This window comes from Amycolatopsis dendrobii, assembly GCF_014145675.1.
In the GTDB taxonomy this organism is placed as follows: domain Bacteria; phylum Actinomycetota; class Actinomycetes; order Mycobacteriales; family Pseudonocardiaceae; genus Amycolatopsis; species Amycolatopsis dendrobii.
Window position 1 is genome coordinate 305,280 of the sequence record NZ_JACGZW010000005.1, and the last position, 14,806, is coordinate 320,085.

A 14,806-nucleotide genomic window follows, 5' to 3' on the forward strand; every position below is an offset into this window, starting at 1 on the left:
TCAGGCCTTCACGGCCGCCAACGCGGTGAGCACCCGCTCCCGGGTCGGCACGTCGAGACGGCAGGCCTCCCCCGCGACCGACCCGGCCGGGCCCATCACGTCGGCCCCGTCGACCAGGACCGTCGGCGAGCGGTAGCGGCCGACGCGTTCGACGACCGTCGTGTCGAGGCCGCTCTCGGCGAGACACTCGGCCACCAAAGACCGGGCCGCCTCGGCGTTCGGGCAGTCCGGTGCGGTCAGCAGTTCCACCCGTGTCCCGCGGATCTCCGGCCCCGGTGCGCACATGACTCCAGCCTAGGCCGAAATCGGTCCTTGACAATCCGGATCCGGAAAAAGCTAGGCTGGCCCAGGACGTCGAAAGCCACAGCCCGGCGGGTAGTCCGGGCGGCGCAGCGCGCTCGTACCCGCACCTTTCCGGTGCGTCCAGCACGTCCCCTCGGCCCGTATCCAGAAGGGGAATTCGCTGTGCCCGGAAAACTTCGCGTCCTGATCATCGGAGCCGGCGTCGGCGGTCTCGCGCTCGCCCAGGGATTGCACCGCGCCGGTGTGGACGTCACAGTCCGCGAACGCGATATCTCAGCCGCCGACCGGTTGCAGGGGTATCGCCTGCGGCTCGACCCGCACGGCCTCGACGCGCTCAAGCGGCTGCTTCCTGCGCATCTCAGCCAGGCGATCTGGGATGCCAGTTCGACGCCGTCGCGTACCAGCTACCTCAACGGGACGCCGCCGGAGGAACCCGTCGAACGCAATGTCTCGATCAACCGCCTGACCCTGCGCGAGATCCTCCTCCACGGACTGGACGACGTCGTCGAGTTCGGCCGCGAGTGCACCGGCTACCGCCTGGACGACACCGTCACCGCGACGTTCGCCGACGGATCCACCGCTTCCGCGGACGTCTTGGTCGCCGCCGACGGCGTGAATTCCGTGCTACGACGGCAATATCTGCCGCACGCTCGCGTCGTGGACACCGGCGTGCGCATCATGTACGGCCGCTTCCCGCTCTCCCGCGAGACCGCCGAACTGATCCCCGACGAATGGTTCGGCATCTACCGCGGGCTGTTCGGCCCGGACAACCAGCACATCGGCATCGCCCCGGTCCACTCCCGGCGTCCGGTGTCGTTGCCGGGCCTCACCGACACCAGCGACTACGTGATGTGCCTGCTCGCCGCGCGCACCGAACTGCTGCCGTACTCCGACGACGAACTCCGCGCCGCCTCCGGCCTTGAGCTGCGGAACATGACAGTTTCCTTGGCGCGCAAGTGGAATCCGAAGGCGAGCGAGCTGCTGGCCCTCGCCGATCCCGAGACGCTGTTCCCGATCTTCATGCGCACGAGCGTGCCGATCGAGCCGTGGCCGACAACGCCGGTGACCCTGCTCGGAGACGCGATCCACGCGATGAGCCCAGCGGTGGGCGTCGGCGCGAACATCGCCCTGCGCGACGCCGAACTGCTCGCCGCGAAGCTCACCGAGACCGATGTCCTCCCGGCGCTGCGCGAGTACGAAACGGCGATGATCGACTACGGCTTCGACGCGGTCCGAATGTCCGCGAAGTTCGGCGCGATGCGGATGGGACAGCCGCCGCTCACGCGGGCTTGAGCATCGGCACGTCCCGGCACACCTCGCGGAATCCAACGCCGTAGTACAACCCCCGCGCCGACGGATGCCCGGGCGCACCAAGACAAGCAACCGTCGCGTGGGCAGCCCCGGCCGCGCGCGCACGATCCATCCCGTGCAGCAACATCGCCCGCCCCAACCCCAACCGCCGATAGCCCGGATGCGTGCCCACCGGCTCGAACTCGACGGTCTTGTTCACCTCGTCCAACCACATGATCGTCGACGCCGCCATCGTCCCGTCCGGCGCTTCGACCAGGACATGCAGGTCACCGCGATAAGCCGGAGTCGCGCGCACGCCCTCGTAGCCGTCCAGCGTGTACGCGGTCACGCCCCAAGCGTCCGCATGCGCCTGGACAGCCGCCTCCGGTCCCGCGTCGGCGGCGGTACGGAAGCGGAATCCGGACGGCAGCACCGGCGTTTCGAGCGCCTCGAGGTCGCGTTCGTTCAGCTGCGTCCAGGATCCGGTGTCGCCGAGGCCGTCCGGATCGGGCCTGTAGCCGTGCGCTGCCCAGCGTTCCAGGCCGAACTTGTCGGCCGCTCCGGGAAGCACGGTGCGTTCGAGGCCGTCCGCGGCGGCGTCGAACCATTCGATCACGTCGTCGGCCAGCCCGGCGTGGTCGGGATGCACCTGATATGCCAGATAAGCACCGGTGACATCCTTGGCGGAGCCGTCATTGAGCCGCACGCTCCGGGGCAGTTGCGCCCAGCCCCACGCGGCCAGGCCGTCGCCCGCGAACCACAGCCGGCGGACCCAGCTCGCGCCTTGTGCGGCATGGCCTTTGCCCCAGTTCCAGGCCAGCTCGCCGTAGGAGGCGTCGCTGTTGACGAGTTCCGGGCGCACGGCGGTGATCCGCTGCGCGAGATCCTGCATGAGCAGCACATCCGCGGCGGTCAGCAGATCAGTCATGGCCGGACTCTGTCAGGCGGGCGGCCGGACGTCGACCGGTTTTCCGCCGCAGCGGCGGATCACCGCGTCGGCGAGCAGATCCGTCGGGTCCAGCACCTTGCCCGACTTCCCCGCCGCCAACGGAAGTTCTGTGCACGCCAGCACCGACAACGGCGCGTCGACCCGCGCCCGGTCGAAATGCGCCGCACCACCGGCTATATCGCCGCGTTTCACCGCCGCCACCGCTGCGTCGACTTCCCGCTGCCCCGCCTCGGACGGCACTACCCACTCGACCTCGGGTACTCGCCGTTGGTACAGCCCGGCGGCGATCGTCCCGCGAGTGCCGAGCAGTCCGACCGGACCCGTTCGCCCGGCAAGGAATTCCGCCGTTTCCGCGACCATGTCCACGAACGGCGCCCCGCTGTCCGCGGCCAGCCGGGGCAGGAAGAAATGCGCGGTATGGCAAGGAATCGCGATCACGGACGCGCCGAGGTCCCGCAGTTTTCCCGCCCCGGCAAGCAATGCCGGGTACGGATCGGTGCTCCCGTCGAGAACCGCGGCGACCCGGTCCGGCACCGTCGGGTCCGCCCAGATCGCCACGCGAAGGTGGTCTTGATCGCGCTCGGCAGCTGTGCGCGCGATGAGCTTCGCGTAGAACTCCGCGGTCGCCGCGGGACCCATGCCGCCGAGGATGCCGGCGATCACTGGAACGTCGACCGGTAGCCGAACAGTCCGGCGACGCCTCCGGTGTGCACGAACACCACCCGGTCGGCCGCGGAGAACCGGCCCTCCTCGATCCCGCCGAGCAGGCCGGCGAATCCCTTTCCGGAGTACACCGGGTCCAGCAGGATCCCTTCGGTCTCGGCGAGCAGCCGCACCGCGTCCGCCATGGACGGGGTCGGCACGCCGTAGCCCTCGCCGACCCAGCGGTCGTCCACCAGCACGTCGTCGCGGGAAACCTCGGCGCCGATCAGCTCAGCCGTCCGGCCGGCGAGCCCGTGCACCGCGTCGATCTGCCGTGCTTCCGGCTGCCGCACGCTGACGCCGAGCACTCGCGCGGGACTGTGCACCGCGCGCAATCCGGCGACGAGCCCGGCCTGTGTGCCAGTGCTGCCGGTCGCGTGCACTACCCAGTCGACCGGGACCGGCGCGGCGTCCAGTTCCAGCGCGCACTGGACGTACCCGAGCGCGCCGATCGGATTCGACCCGCCGCCCGGGATCACGTACGGCCGCCGTCCCTCCGCGCGCAGCTTCGCGGCCACGTCCTCCATCGCCGCTGGCATATCAGTTCCGGCCGGCACACGGTCCACGATCTCCGCGCCGAGCAGTTCGTCGAGGAACACATTGCCGGAGTTCTCGTACTCCTCGTCGCGCACCTGCCGTTGTTCCAGCAGCAGTTTGCAGGACAGCCCGGCGCGCGCGGCGGCCGCGGCGGTCTGCCGGGCGTGGTTGGACTGCGTCGCGCCCTGGGTGATCAGCGTGTCGGCGCCCTGCGCGAGCGCGTCGCCGACGAGGAATTCCAGCTTGCGCGTCTTGTTGCCGCCGGTCGCCAATCCGGTGCAGTCGTCGCGTTTGATCCAGAGGTCCGGTACGTCCCGGTGCCGTTCGCGCAGCCGCGCGGTGAGCCGGTCCAGCGGTTCGAGCGGGGTCGGGAAGTGTCCGAGCGGGAAGCGGGCGAAGCGCGTCGTCTGTACCACGGACGCCATCGTGCGTCCCGGGCCCGGCCGCTGTCCACCGCGTCCGTCACGGATGCAGTTCGGCCCGGATCACCTGCGCCGCCCGCGCCAGCCGCGCGCCGATCGCAGAGATATCAGCCGGACCGGTCAAATACACCACCGCGAGCGCGGCCGGATGCTGCCCGGGCACCGCGAGCGGCACCGCGATCGACGACAGCCCGGGAATCACCTCGTCGTGACTGGTTTCGTACGGCGTTTTTTCCCCGCGCAGCTGTTGCAGGATCGCGCGACCCGGCGCGCCGTCGGTGATCGGATGCCGGCTGCCCGGCCGCTGTGCCACCGCCGCCGTCGCCTGCCGCGGTTCGACGCTGGCCAGCGTGACCACGGAATCCTCGCCGTCGAGCGTCGCCAGGAACGCCGTCATGCCGAGTTCGTTCGCGAGCACGGTCAACTCGGGCAGCGCGGTCGACTGAAGATCACGGGAAACGTTGCGCGCCAACGCCGCCAGCCGCGCTCCCAGTTCCAATTCGCCATTCGCGCCGCGCACGACCAGCCCGTGGTCCTCAAGCGTGCGCACGATGCGGTAGGCGATCGACCGGTGCAGCCCGAGCCGCGAAGCCAGCTCGCCGATCGACAGCGGCGCGTCGGCCTCGGCGAGCACTTCGAGCGCGGTGAGCCCGCGCGACAACGTCTGCGACCCGGCCGCTTGCTTGGCTTCCGTCACGACTCGGTCCTTCCCCGCGGGGTCTTGTGCACCGGAGCGGCCCACCTTAGCATCGTTGTACTCAATAATTGAACAACGAGTTCTATTATCGAACACGGTCCCCTGGTGCTCACAGTGAGGTGAGGAAATCCATGCAGTTCCACCACCACGGCTACGTTTCCGGCGAACCGCGCGTCCTCCCCGCCGCCGGAACCGGAATCGACCGGCCCGCGGAACTGCCGGACGAGGTCGACGTGCTGATCGTGGGCACCGGCCCCGCGGGCATGATCACCGCCGCGCAGCTGTCCCGGTTCCCGCACGTCGCCACGCGCATCGTCGAACGCCGGGGCGGGCGGCTCGAAGTCGGGCAGGCGGACGGGATCCAGGCGCGCAGCGTCGAAACGTTCCAGGCCTTCGGGTTCGCGAACCGGATCGTCGAGGAGGCCTACCGGATCACCACGATGTCGTTCTGGAAACCCGATCCCGCCGATCCGAAGCGCATCGTCCGCTCGTCGCGCGTGCCCGACGACCCGACCGGGATCAGCGAATTCCCGCACCTCATCGTGAACCAGGCCCGCGTGCAGGACTATTTCGCCGAGTACATGGCCCACTCGCCGAGCCGGATGACGCCCGATTTCGGCCTGGAATTCCAGTCGCTGACCATTACCGAGGGCGACGAATATCCGGTGACCGTCACGCTGCGGCATACCGCCGGCCCGCGCACCGGCGAGGATCGCGTTGTCCGAGCGAAATACGTGGTCGGCTGCGACGGCGCCCGCAGCGCGGTGCGCGAGTCGATCGGCAGGCAGCTCGTCGGCGATCAGGCTTTGCACGCGTGGGGCGTGATGGACGTCCTCGCCGTCACCGATTTCCCGGACATCCGCACGAAATGCGCCATCCAGTCCCACGACGGCGGCAACATCCTGCTGATCCCCCGCGAGGGCGGCGCACTGTTCCGGATGTATGTCGATCTGGGCGAGGTCTCCGAGGACGACCACGGCGCGGTGCGGAAGACGACGATCGACCAGATCATCGCGCGCGCCAACGCGATCATGCATCCCTACACTGTGGACGTCAAGAATGCGGCCTGGCACAGCGTGTACGAGGTCGGCCACCGGCTCACGGACAAATTCGACGACGTTCCCGCCGGCGACACCCGGCTGCCGCGCGTCTTCATCACCGGCGACGCCTGCCACACGCACAGCGCGAAAGCCGGACAGGGCATGAACGTCTCGATGCAGGACGGGTTCAACATCGGCTGGAAACTCGGCCACGTCCTCGACGGCCGCGGTCCCGCTTCGCTGCTGTCCACCTACTCCGCGGAACGCCAGCTGATCGCGAAAAACCTCATCGACTTCGACAAGGAATGGTCGACCCTCATGGCGGCCCGGCCCGAAGACCTGGCCGATCCGGCGGAGCTGGAAGAGTTCTACGTGAAGACCTTCGAATTCCCGTCCGGTTTCCTGACGTGCTACCAGCCTTCCGTGCTCATCGCCACGCCCGAACACCAAGATCTGGCGACCGGGTTCCCGATCGGCAAACGCTTCAAGTCGGCACCCGTCATGCGAGTCTGCGACGCGAACCTGATCCACTTAGGACACCACGCCCAGGCCGACGGCCGCTGGCGCGTCTACGTTTTCGGACCCGCCGCCCCGGTGGCCGATTTCGCCGGCTGGCTCGGGAATTCCCCGGACTCGCCGGTCGTGGCCCACACCCCGGAGAATCTGGACATCGACGCCTGGTTCGACGTGAAGGTGATCTACCCGCAGCCGTACGAGGAGGTCGATCTCGGCGAGGTTCCCGAGGTTTTCCTGCCCCGCACCGGCCCCTTCTCGCTGATCGACTACGAGAAGGTCTACGCGGCAGATCCCGCGGACGACATCTTCGCCGCCCGCGGGATCTCGCCGGATGGCGCGGTCGTGGTGGTCCGGCCGGACCAGTACGTCGCGAACGTCCTTCCCCTCACCGCAACCGCCGGACTGGCCGCGTTCTTCGCGCCGATCTTCAGCACCGAATAGCCGTCAAGAACGCTCGGCCGGGCAGAAACGGTCCCGCGCCGGGAAGTTCCCGCCGACCAGGTACGCCGTCGCCGCGTCGTTCAGGCAGTTGTTCGCGCCTGCCCCGTAAGCGACGTGCCCGCCCTGGTCAGCGGTGACCATCCGGGCCCGGGAGCCGAGCGCCCACCGCGTGCGCAAGGCCCCGGGCAACGGCGTCGCCGGGTCGCGGAGGTTCTGCACCATCAGCACGTCGGCCGGTCCGGCGCCGGTGATCCGCACCTTCTGCTCCACCGGCGCCGGCCAGTACGCACACGCCCGGATATTGGCGGCGTAAGCGCCGTACATCGGGTACCGCGTCCGGTCGATCTCGACGTTGCGCTGATAGGTCCGCACGGACGTCGGCCACTGCGAATCGCCGCAGATCACCCCGAGGTAGCCGACCGGGAAGCTGCCGCGATCACTGGTCGGCTTCGCGGCCGCGCCGGGGAGCGGCTGATGCGTGTCGAGCAGATGCCAATACGTGGCAAGCTCCTGGAAACTCGCGTCATTCCGGAGCTCCCCGGACGTGAAGCCGCGGAACGCCGTCCCGTCGAACCCGGATTCCGGTTTCCGGTCCAGCCGGTCCGCCAGTTCGTAGTACTTCGCCGTCACCGCCGCCGGAGTCGCGCCCAGGTGATAGTCCTGGTCGTGCTTCGCGGCGAACTCGGCGAAGTCGGGGAACCGCAGCTGGAAACCCATGCCTTGCGCCCGCAACGCCTCGACGTCGTAGCCCTCCGGCGGCAAGCTGCTGTCCAGCACGATCCGGTCGCTGCGGTCCGGGAACAACGTCGTGTACACCGCGCCGAGGTAGGTGCCGTACGACTCCCCGTAGTAGGAAATCTTCGCCTCGCCCAGGGCTTCCCGGATCCGGTCCATGTCCCGCGCCGTGTTGGCGGTGGTGATGAAGGGCAACAGGTCCGCGGTCTCCGAACTCGTGCACTGCCTGGCGATCCGCTGCGCCGACTCGGCCGACTTCGCCACCTCCGCCGGGTTGTGCGGATAGGGCGGGTTGGCCGCGAGCGTCTTGTCGGCGTCGTTCAGGCCGCAGGTCAGCCCCGCGCTGGAGCCGACCCCGCGCGGATCGAAGCCGACGATGTCGTAGCTGTCCCGCACTGCCTGCGGAAACGGCTGCGCCAGCGGGACGCGCAACCCCGCGATGCCCGGACCGCCGGGGTTGACCAGCAGCACCCCGCGCCGCTTCTCCGGCTTCGCCGCGGACAGCCGGGACACCGCGAGGTCGATCGTCCGCCCGTCCGGATGCCGGTAGTCCAGCGGAACGGTCACGGTCGAACACTCCAGGCCGGGCTGACCCGGGCAAGCGCCCCACCGCATTGGCCCAGCCGACGCTGGGGCCGCGGACACCACCCCCGCCAGCACCGCTGCGGCGAGCGCGATCGGCATGGTCTTTCGCATTCAGCTCTCCTTCTCGGATCGGAGTTGCCGATTCACCACACCAGCCGACGCCGGGCCCGACCCCTGCCATTTGTCACCCCCGCAGCACCGCGGCGAGCCCTTCGCGCAGGTCGCGGACGAAGTACTCCGGCACTTCCAGCGACGGGAAATGCCCGCCTCGTTCCGGCTCGCGCCACCGGACGATCTGCCGGAACCGCTCCTGTGCCCAGGGACGCGGGGTTTTCTCCGTGTCGCGGGGGTACATGCTGATCGCCGCCGGAACGTCCACGCGCAGTTCGGGATCCAGCGAATTGTGGCTCTCGTAGTAAATCCTGGCCGCCGACGCTCCGGATCGCGTCAGCCAGTACAACGTGACGTCGTCCAGGACACGGTCCCGGGAAATAGTCTCGAAAGGACTGTTCTCGGTGTCCGACCATTCCGCGAACTTGTCCACGATCCAGGCCAGCAGCCCGACCGGCGAGTCGACGAGCGAGTACCCGATGGTCTGCGGCCGGGTCGCCTGCTGTTTCGCATACGCCGCGCGATGCCGCCAGAAATGGCGGGTTTCCTCGGTCCACCGGCGCTCTTGCGCGGTCAGGCCGTCAGCCGGCAACCCGGGCGGGCCTTCCGCGAAGAGCGTGTGGACACCGAGAACCCGCTCCGGGAACCGTCCGGCGAGAACTGTGGTGATATTGCCGCCCCAGTCGCCGCCGTGGGCCAAGAACTCGCGATACCCGAGTCGTTCCATCAACTGCACCCACGCGGCCGCGATCTTTTCCGTTCCCCAGCCTGTCGTGGCCGGTTTGTCGCTGTATCCGAAGCCGGGCAGCGACGGAACCACGACGTGAAAAGCCGGCACGCTGGGGTCTTCGGGATCCGCCAAGGCGTCCACGACGTCGACGAACTCCGCGACGCTGCCCGGCCAGCCGTGCGTCACGATCAGCGGGGTGGCGTCCGCACGCGGGGACCGGCGGTGCAGGAAGTGGATTCCCAGCCCGTCGATGACGGTCCGGAACTGGCCGATCCGGCCAAGGCGCGTCTCGAACGAACGCCAGTCGTACTCGGTGCGCCAGTAGTGCACGAGATCGACCAGGTCGGCGAGCGGAACGCCCTGGTCCCAGCGGCGCGGACCGTGCACCGTTTCGGCTTCCGGAAGCCTCGCCGCGGCTAGCCGCGCCCGGAGATCGTCGAGCTCAGCGTCCGTCGCCCGGGCTTCGAATGCTTCTGCTTCGCTGGTCAGAGCGGTCATGGGTCCTCCTCGCGTGACTGGAACTGGCTAAGACGGTTCTAGCAGCTGCCCACCGCCAAGCGCAACCGGCTAAGCTGGTTCCATGCCTGCTGGGTTCCCTGACTTCCGCCTCGGCACCGTGCTCGCGACCAGCTTCACGGCGACCCTGACCGAGCGCCGCGGCGAGGCCGTCGAGCGCATTCCGACCCCGCAGCGGCTCGCGGATTGGCTCGCGGTGAGCGGCCTCGCCGTGGACTCCTGCACCACCGGGCAACTCGAACTCGCCCGGGAACTGCGGGAGTCGATTCACGCCGCCGCGACCGCGGCCGCACTCCAGGACCCGCTCCCCGCCGCTGCGGTCGAGATCATCAACGCCCGCAGCGCACAGGGCAGGGCCTCAGCGGTCCTGACGCCGGACGGCGAACGGCGTTGGCAACTCGACTCGGCTACCGCGGTGGAGGACGCCCTCGGAGTGATCGCCGCCGACGCGATCAGCATCATCTCGGGCGAACGGGACGGGAAACTGGCCTTGTGCGCGTCGCCGACCTGCCAGGCCGCGTTCTTCGACACCAGCCAGAGCCGCACCCGCAGGTGGTGCGACATGAACACGTGCGGGAACCGGCAGAAGAAGGCGCGCTTCAACGCGAACCGCGCGGCGGCGAAGTGACCCTCGGAATGTGAGCAAGGTTGTTCCCGAGCCCCGCTGAACACCGGTTTGGCGGGGTCGGAAAAGCGAGTGGCCAAATACCCGAGCTAAAGCTCACAATATAGTCATGACCAGTGAGAACCTGGCAGCCTTCGCCCGCCGGACGACCACTGTCGAGGAGCTGGAAGCCGCGATCGGCCGACCCGGCGCGGCGATCATGCTGAAACAACTCGACCGGCTCGACGAAGGCTGCGAAACGATCCTGGCGCACTCGCCGTTCGCCGGCTGCGGCTACCGGACCGCCGACGGCGCCCGGCACAGCACGTTCGCCGGCGGAGCACCCGGCTTCCTGCACGTCCGCTCCCCCACGCAGCTCTGCTTCGCGCTGCCCGCCACTGCCCCGGAACCGGCGATCGACCACGGCATTTCGTTCGTGATCCTGCTCCCCGGCGTCGGCGAAACCCTGCGGCTCAACGGAACTGTCACCGCGACCGACGGCCGCGAAACCACGGTGGCTGTCCAGGAGGTCTACCTCCACTGTGGACGGTGCGTCTTCCGTTCCAAGCTCTGGCAACCGCGGCCCGTGCGCGCTTCGCCGCCGACCAGCACCGCCGGCGACGGTCCGCTGGCCCAGCCCGGCATCGCCGATTTCCTGGCTCGCTGCCCGTTCCTGGTCCTCACCACCGGCGACACGGCAGGCGGAAGCGACACCAGCCCGCGCGGCGACCAACCCGGATTCGCCCAGATCGTCGACGGCCGCACGATTCTGCTGCCGGACCGCAACGGCAACAAACGGGCCGACACCGCGCACAACCTGCTCCAAGACCCGGAACTCGCCCTCGCCGCGCTCGTCCCCGGCCGCACCGAGATCCTCCAGCTGCGCGGCACCGCCTCCCTCACCAACGACCCGGCGTTGCTGGAACCCCTGGCCCTCCGCGGAAATCTTCCCCAAGTCGCGCTGATGATCGACGTGACACACGCCGAACTCGTGCACAGCGAGGCGATCGAACGCTCGCGACTGTGGCGTCCGGAGGCGCACGTCGACCGTGCCGAGGTGCCCGATCTGATGGCGCTGGCGGTGAAGCACGCGTCGCTCAGCACCGCGGCCGGTGCGCCGACAGGATTCCTGTTCAAGCTGCTCGCGAAGTTCCCGAAACTGATCAGATTCGGCATCGACCGCGGTTACCGCAGCCAGCTCCACGACGAGGGCTATGCCGATTCCGCACCGGAACTCGACCGATCGCTGCGGACCGTGCGGGTTTCCGAGATCCGCCGCGAAACCCCGCAGGCAGTGACCATCGTTTTGACCGACGGTGACAGCTTCGACTTCCGTCCCGGCCAGTTTTTCACCCTGATCGCCGATCTCGACGGCCGGTTGGTGCGCCGGGCGTACTCCGCCTCGTCCAGGCCCGGAACGAAGCGGCTCGAAGTGACCGTGAAACGCGTCGCCAACGGTCGTTTCTCGACCTACCTGCACGACCATCTGCGAGTCGGCGACCGGCTGCGGGTGCGCGGCCCGTCCGGTTCATTCCGCCCTGACCCGCGCGCGGACCTCGTGCTGATCGCCGCGGGCAGCGGAATCACGCCGATGATGAGCGTCCTCCGCACGCGGCTTGCGCGGCCGGGCCGCAGCCGGATCTCGCTGCTGTACGCGAGCCGGTCTTCGGACGAAACCATCTTCGCCGCTCAGCTGGCCCGTTTGCAGCAACGCCATCCGCGGCGGTTGCGGATCACGCACGTGCAGTCGCGTCCGGACGCCGACTGGGCCGGCGAACGCGGCCGCATCGACGAGGACCTGCTGCGCCGCTGGCTGGGCGACGCTTCCCCGGCGGCCGAGTACTGCGTCTGCGGGCCTGCACCGGTGACGGCCGCGGCCAGGGCGGTGGTCGGCGAACTGGGCGTGCCGGACGGGCGATTCCACGAGGAGCGGTACACCAGCGGCGCTTTCGACCCGGCAATGAGCAGCGCTCCGCGGGAAATGGTCGTCGAGAACGTCGGAGCGGCGACGGTCGAACCCGGTGACACGTTGCTCGATGCCGGGCTCGCTGCGGGGTTGCCGATGCCGTATTCGTGCACTGTCGGGAATTGCGGCGAGTGCTTGGTTCGCTTGCGCTCGGGGGAGGTGGCGATGAAGCAGCCGAATTGCCTGACGCCCCGGCAACGTGCGGACGGGTACGTGCTGGCTTGCGTGAGCTGCCCGCGTTCGGATGTCGTCGTCGAGGCGGAGGACGGCTGACACACCTGCTTCGCTCCCGGCGAATTCCCCACGGCTCGGTCCCGCGACGGCGGACGCCCCGGAATTGTCGGTCCCCCGATTTACCATGGCGGCACATCCGAGGAGGTGTGCACATGCGGGACGCCGTGCTGGAGGCGGCGAGGTTCCTGGCCGCCGGACGCACCCGGCAGCTCACGCTCGAGGACGTGGCCGACCACGTCCGGTACAGCCCGTTCCACCTGGCGCGCGCGTTCGAGCGGGAGATCGGCCTGCCGCCGGGGAAATTCCTTGCCGCGCAACGGTTCCAGCTCGCCAAGGAATTACTGCTGGACACCGGCGAGAAGGTGGTCGACATCTGCCACGAGGTCGGGTTCTCCGCGCCGGGCACGTTCACCACGCGGTTCACCGCGGCGGTCGGGGTGAGCCCGCACCGGTTCCGGCAGCTGCCCGGCCTCCTCGCCGAGCACCCGCCGGAACCGGTGCGGGTGGCGGGTCCGGACTGCGCGGGCGGGGCGGTCACCGGCCGCGCACTGCTGAGCCCGGCCGCCGTGTCCGCGCTCGACGGAGCCCCGGCGGTGTACGTCGGGCTGTTCTCCGCGTCCTCCGCGCGCGGCGTCCCCGTCAGCGGCTCGCTCCTCGGGCCGGACCTGGAGTTCACGCTCGTCGACGTGCCCGCGGGCACCTACCGGCTGCTGGCCTGCGCACTGCCCTCGTCCGCCGGACCGCGCGCACAGCTCGCGCCGAGCGTGCAGGCGGTCGGCTCGGCCGCCCGGCCGGTGCGGATCCGGGCCGGGCCGGTGCCGCTGCGCCAGGACGTCCGGCTCGACCTCGCGCCCTCGTGGTCGCCTCCGGTGCTGGTCGCGCTGCCCCCGCTGGCGTCGGCGGGAGCGCAAGAATGGAGAGGCGGCGCGCGGCTGGCGAGGTTAGGTTGAACCAGGTCACAGGGCCGTTGTCAGGGAGAAAGCATGCCTGGAGTTCGAGTATTGGTCGGCACGCGCAAGGGCGCGTTCATCCTCACCTCGGACGAGGGCCGCACGCGCTGGGAGGTCGCGGGGCCGCACTTCGGCGGCTGGGAGGTCTACCACCTCGCCGGCTCGCCCGCGGACCCCGACCGGCTGTACGCGTCGCAGTCCACGTCGTGGTTCGGTCAGCTGATCCAGCGTTCCGACGACGGCGGGAAGACCTGGAACCAGGTCGACCACGACTTCGCCTACGAGGGCGGGGCCGGCGACCATCTCTGGTACGACGGAACGCTGAAACCGTGGGAGTTCACGCGGATCTGGCATCTGGAGCCGTCGCTGACCGACCCGGACACGGTGTACGCGGGCGCGCAGGACGCCGCGCTGTACCGCAGCACCGACGGCGGGAAGAGCTGGCGGGAGCTCACCGGGCTGCGCAAGCACACGTCCGGACCGGGCTGGCAGCCGGGCGCGGGCGGACTGTGCCTGCACACGATCATTCTCGACCCGCAGAACTCGAAGCGGATGTTCGCCGCGATCTCCGCCGCGGGCGCGTTCCGCAGCGACGACAGCGGCGAAACCTGGCAGCCGATCAACCGCGGCCTGCATTCCGACGGCATCCCCGACCCGGACGCCGAGGTCGGGCACTGCGTGCACCGGATCGCCCTGCACCCGTCGAGGCCGGACGTGCTGTTCATGCAGAAGCACTGGGACGTCATGCGCTCGGACGACGCGGGCGACCACTGGCGGGAGATCAGCGGCAACCTGCCGAGCGACTTCGGTTTCCCGATCGCGGTGCACCCGCACGAACCGGAAACGGTGTACGTGGTCCCGATCCACAGCGATTCCGAGCACTACCCGCCGGAGGGCAAGCTGCGTGTGTACCGCAGCCGCACCGGCGGCAACGAATGGGAGCCGCTCACCAACGGCCTGCCGCAAGAGAACTGCTACGTGAACATCCTGCGCGACGCGATGGCCGTCGACTCCTGCGACGAGGCGGGCATCTACTTCGGCACCACCGGCGGCCAGGTCTACGCCTCGAACGACGCGGGCGACAGCTGGGCCCCGATCGTGCGCGACCTGCCCGCGGTGTGCTCGGTAGAGGTGCAAACCCTGCGATGACCACCGTCGTGCGCGTCAAGCTGCCCACACACCTGCGCCGCCTGGCGAAGGTCGAGGGAGAAATCCAGCTGCCGGTAGCGGACCCGCCGACGCGGGACGCCCTGCTGGACGCGCTGGAACGCGCCTACCCGCAACTGCGCGGCACAGTCCGCGACACGACCACCGGCAAACGCCGGGCGTTCGTCCGGTTCTTCGCCTGCGAGGAAGACCTGTCGAACACCGCCCCGGACACCGCCCTGCCCGCCCCGGTCCTTTCCGGAGCCGAACCGTTCCTCATCATCGGAGCCATGGCAGGCGGCTGACCAAAAACCACCGGCCGAGGGGAAGAA

The 14,806-nt window shown here is 69.4% G+C and carries 14 protein-coding genes; 7 read left to right on the forward strand and 7 right to left on the reverse strand.

Features of this window, described 5'->3' with window-relative positions; all coding sequences use genetic code 11:
- The gene (locus H4281_RS16465; protein ID WP_182891796.1) at positions 1 to 285 is read right to left on the reverse strand and encodes an alkylmercury lyase; all 285 of its coding nucleotides are present in this window, start codon (positions 283 to 285) and stop codon (positions 1 to 3) included.
- A 180-nt stretch (positions 286 to 465) separates the two neighbouring features.
- Here H4281_RS16465 and H4281_RS16470 point away from each other — a divergent pair, with 180 nt between their 5' ends.
- Positions 466 to 1,596, forward strand: coding sequence for an FAD-dependent oxidoreductase (locus H4281_RS16470; RefSeq protein ID WP_182891797.1), 1,131 nt, complete (start codon positions 466 to 468; stop codon positions 1,594 to 1,596).
- Here H4281_RS16470 and H4281_RS16475 read toward each other — a convergent pair.
- Genes H4281_RS16475 through H4281_RS16490 form a run of 4 tightly spaced genes read right to left on the reverse strand, consistent with a single transcriptional unit; the run spans position 1,583 to position 4,900 of the window.
- Positions 1,583 to 2,521, reverse strand: coding sequence for a GNAT family N-acetyltransferase (locus H4281_RS16475; protein ID WP_182891798.1), 939 nt, complete (start codon positions 2,519 to 2,521; stop codon positions 1,583 to 1,585). The genes H4281_RS16470 and H4281_RS16475 overlap by 14 nt on opposite strands.
- Positions 2,522 to 2,533: 12 nt before the next feature.
- A complete protein-coding gene (gene cuyB / locus H4281_RS16480; RefSeq protein WP_182891799.1) occupies positions 2,534 to 3,205 on the reverse strand; it encodes a cysteate racemase in 672 nt (223 codons plus the stop codon).
- Positions 3,202 to 4,206: a D-cysteate sulfo-lyase gene (gene cuyA, locus H4281_RS16485; protein WP_182891800.1), complete on the reverse strand. Its 1,005-nt coding sequence runs from the start codon at positions 4,204 to 4,206 to the stop codon at positions 3,202 to 3,204. Before cuyA ends, cuyB begins: the two co-directional genes overlap by 4 nt.
- Positions 4,207 to 4,243: 37 nt before the next feature.
- Entirely contained in the window at positions 4,244 to 4,900 is a 657-nt protein-coding gene (locus tag H4281_RS16490) for an IclR family transcriptional regulator (protein ID WP_182891801.1), read from the reverse strand.
- Between the two features lie 131 nt (positions 4,901 to 5,031).
- Between H4281_RS16490 and H4281_RS16495 the strand changes: the two genes are divergently transcribed.
- Positions 5,032 to 6,897 carry an FAD-binding monooxygenase gene (locus tag H4281_RS16495; RefSeq protein ID WP_182891802.1) on the forward strand — a complete coding sequence of 622 codons (1,866 nt, stop codon included), beginning with the start codon at positions 5,032 to 5,034 and terminating at the stop codon, positions 6,895 to 6,897.
- A 3-nt stretch (positions 6,898 to 6,900) separates the two neighbouring features.
- Here the strand turns inward: H4281_RS16495 and H4281_RS16500 are convergent, their stop codons facing one another.
- Both H4281_RS16500 and H4281_RS16505 read right to left on the reverse strand, forming a co-directional pair.
- Positions 6,901 to 8,328 carry an alpha/beta hydrolase gene (locus H4281_RS16500; protein WP_182891803.1) on the reverse strand — a complete coding sequence of 476 codons (1,428 nt, stop codon included), beginning with the start codon at positions 8,326 to 8,328 and terminating at the stop codon, positions 6,901 to 6,903.
- A 73-nt stretch (positions 8,329 to 8,401) separates the two neighbouring features.
- The gene (locus H4281_RS16505; RefSeq protein ID WP_182891804.1) at positions 8,402 to 9,556 is read right to left on the reverse strand and encodes an epoxide hydrolase family protein; all 1,155 of its coding nucleotides are present in this window, start codon (positions 9,554 to 9,556) and stop codon (positions 8,402 to 8,404) included.
- Positions 9,557 to 9,638: 82 nt separating this feature from the next.
- Between H4281_RS16505 and H4281_RS16510 the strand changes: the two genes are divergently transcribed.
- From H4281_RS16510 to H4281_RS16530, 5 genes are all read left to right on the forward strand, one after another.
- Positions 9,639 to 10,202: a CGNR zinc finger domain-containing protein gene (locus tag H4281_RS16510; protein WP_182891805.1), complete on the forward strand. Its 564-nt coding sequence runs from the start codon at positions 9,639 to 9,641 to the stop codon at positions 10,200 to 10,202.
- 106 nt (positions 10,203 to 10,308) lie between these two features.
- Positions 10,309 to 12,417 carry a 2Fe-2S iron-sulfur cluster-binding protein gene (locus H4281_RS16515; protein ID WP_182891806.1) on the forward strand — a complete coding sequence of 703 codons (2,109 nt, stop codon included), beginning with the start codon at positions 10,309 to 10,311 and terminating at the stop codon, positions 12,415 to 12,417.
- Between the two features lie 113 nt (positions 12,418 to 12,530).
- Positions 12,531 to 13,328, forward strand: a complete 798-nt coding sequence (locus tag H4281_RS16520) for a helix-turn-helix transcriptional regulator (RefSeq protein WP_182891807.1) — start codon at positions 12,531 to 12,533, stop codon at positions 13,326 to 13,328.
- 33 nt (positions 13,329 to 13,361) lie between these two features.
- Positions 13,362 to 14,477 (forward strand): WD40/YVTN/BNR-like repeat-containing protein, encoded by a 1,116-nt coding sequence (locus H4281_RS16525; protein ID WP_182891808.1) that lies wholly within the window; start codon positions 13,362 to 13,364, stop codon positions 14,475 to 14,477.
- Positions 14,474 to 14,779 carry a MoaD/ThiS family protein gene (locus H4281_RS16530; RefSeq protein ID WP_182891809.1) on the forward strand — a complete coding sequence of 102 codons (306 nt, stop codon included), beginning with the start codon at positions 14,474 to 14,476 and terminating at the stop codon, positions 14,777 to 14,779. Before H4281_RS16525 ends, H4281_RS16530 begins: the two co-directional genes overlap by 4 nt.
- Positions 14,780 to 14,806 lie beyond the last annotated feature (27 nt).

What these genes read in the sequence shown, in the direction of transcription:
- H4281_RS16510 (WP_182891805.1), top strand. Translation starts at nt 9,639, where the DNA reads ATGCCTGCTGGGTTCCCTGACTTCCGCCTCGGCACCGTGCTCGCGACC.
- H4281_RS16495 (WP_182891802.1), top strand. Translation starts at nt 5,032, where the DNA reads ATGCAGTTCCACCACCACGGCTACGTTTCCGGCGAACCGCGCGTCCTC.
- H4281_RS16530 (WP_182891809.1), top strand. Translation starts at nt 14,474, where the DNA reads ATGACCACCGTCGTGCGCGTCAAGCTGCCCACACACCTGCGCCGCCTG.
- H4281_RS16515 (WP_182891806.1), top strand. Translation starts at nt 10,309, where the DNA reads ATGACCAGTGAGAACCTGGCAGCCTTCGCCCGCCGGACGACCACTGTC.
- H4281_RS16520 (WP_182891807.1), top strand. Translation starts at nt 12,531, where the DNA reads ATGCGGGACGCCGTGCTGGAGGCGGCGAGGTTCCTGGCCGCCGGACGC.
- H4281_RS16525 (WP_182891808.1), top strand. Translation starts at nt 13,362, where the DNA reads ATGCCTGGAGTTCGAGTATTGGTCGGCACGCGCAAGGGCGCGTTCATC.
- H4281_RS16500 (WP_182891803.1), bottom strand. Translation starts at nt 8,328, where the DNA reads ATGCGAAAGACCATGCCGATCGCGCTCGCCGCAGCGGTGCTGGCGGGG.
- H4281_RS16475 (WP_182891798.1), bottom strand. Translation starts at nt 2,521, where the DNA reads ATGACTGATCTGCTGACCGCCGCGGATGTGCTGCTCATGCAGGATCTC.
- H4281_RS16505 (WP_182891804.1), bottom strand. Translation starts at nt 9,556, where the DNA reads ATGACCGCTCTGACCAGCGAAGCAGAAGCATTCGAAGCCCGGGCGACG.
- H4281_RS16465 (WP_182891796.1), bottom strand. Translation starts at nt 285, where the DNA reads ATGTGCGCACCGGGGCCGGAGATCCGCGGGACACGGGTGGAACTGCTG.
- cuyA (WP_182891800.1), bottom strand. Translation starts at nt 4,206, where the DNA reads ATGGCGTCCGTGGTACAGACGACGCGCTTCGCCCGCTTCCCGCTCGGA.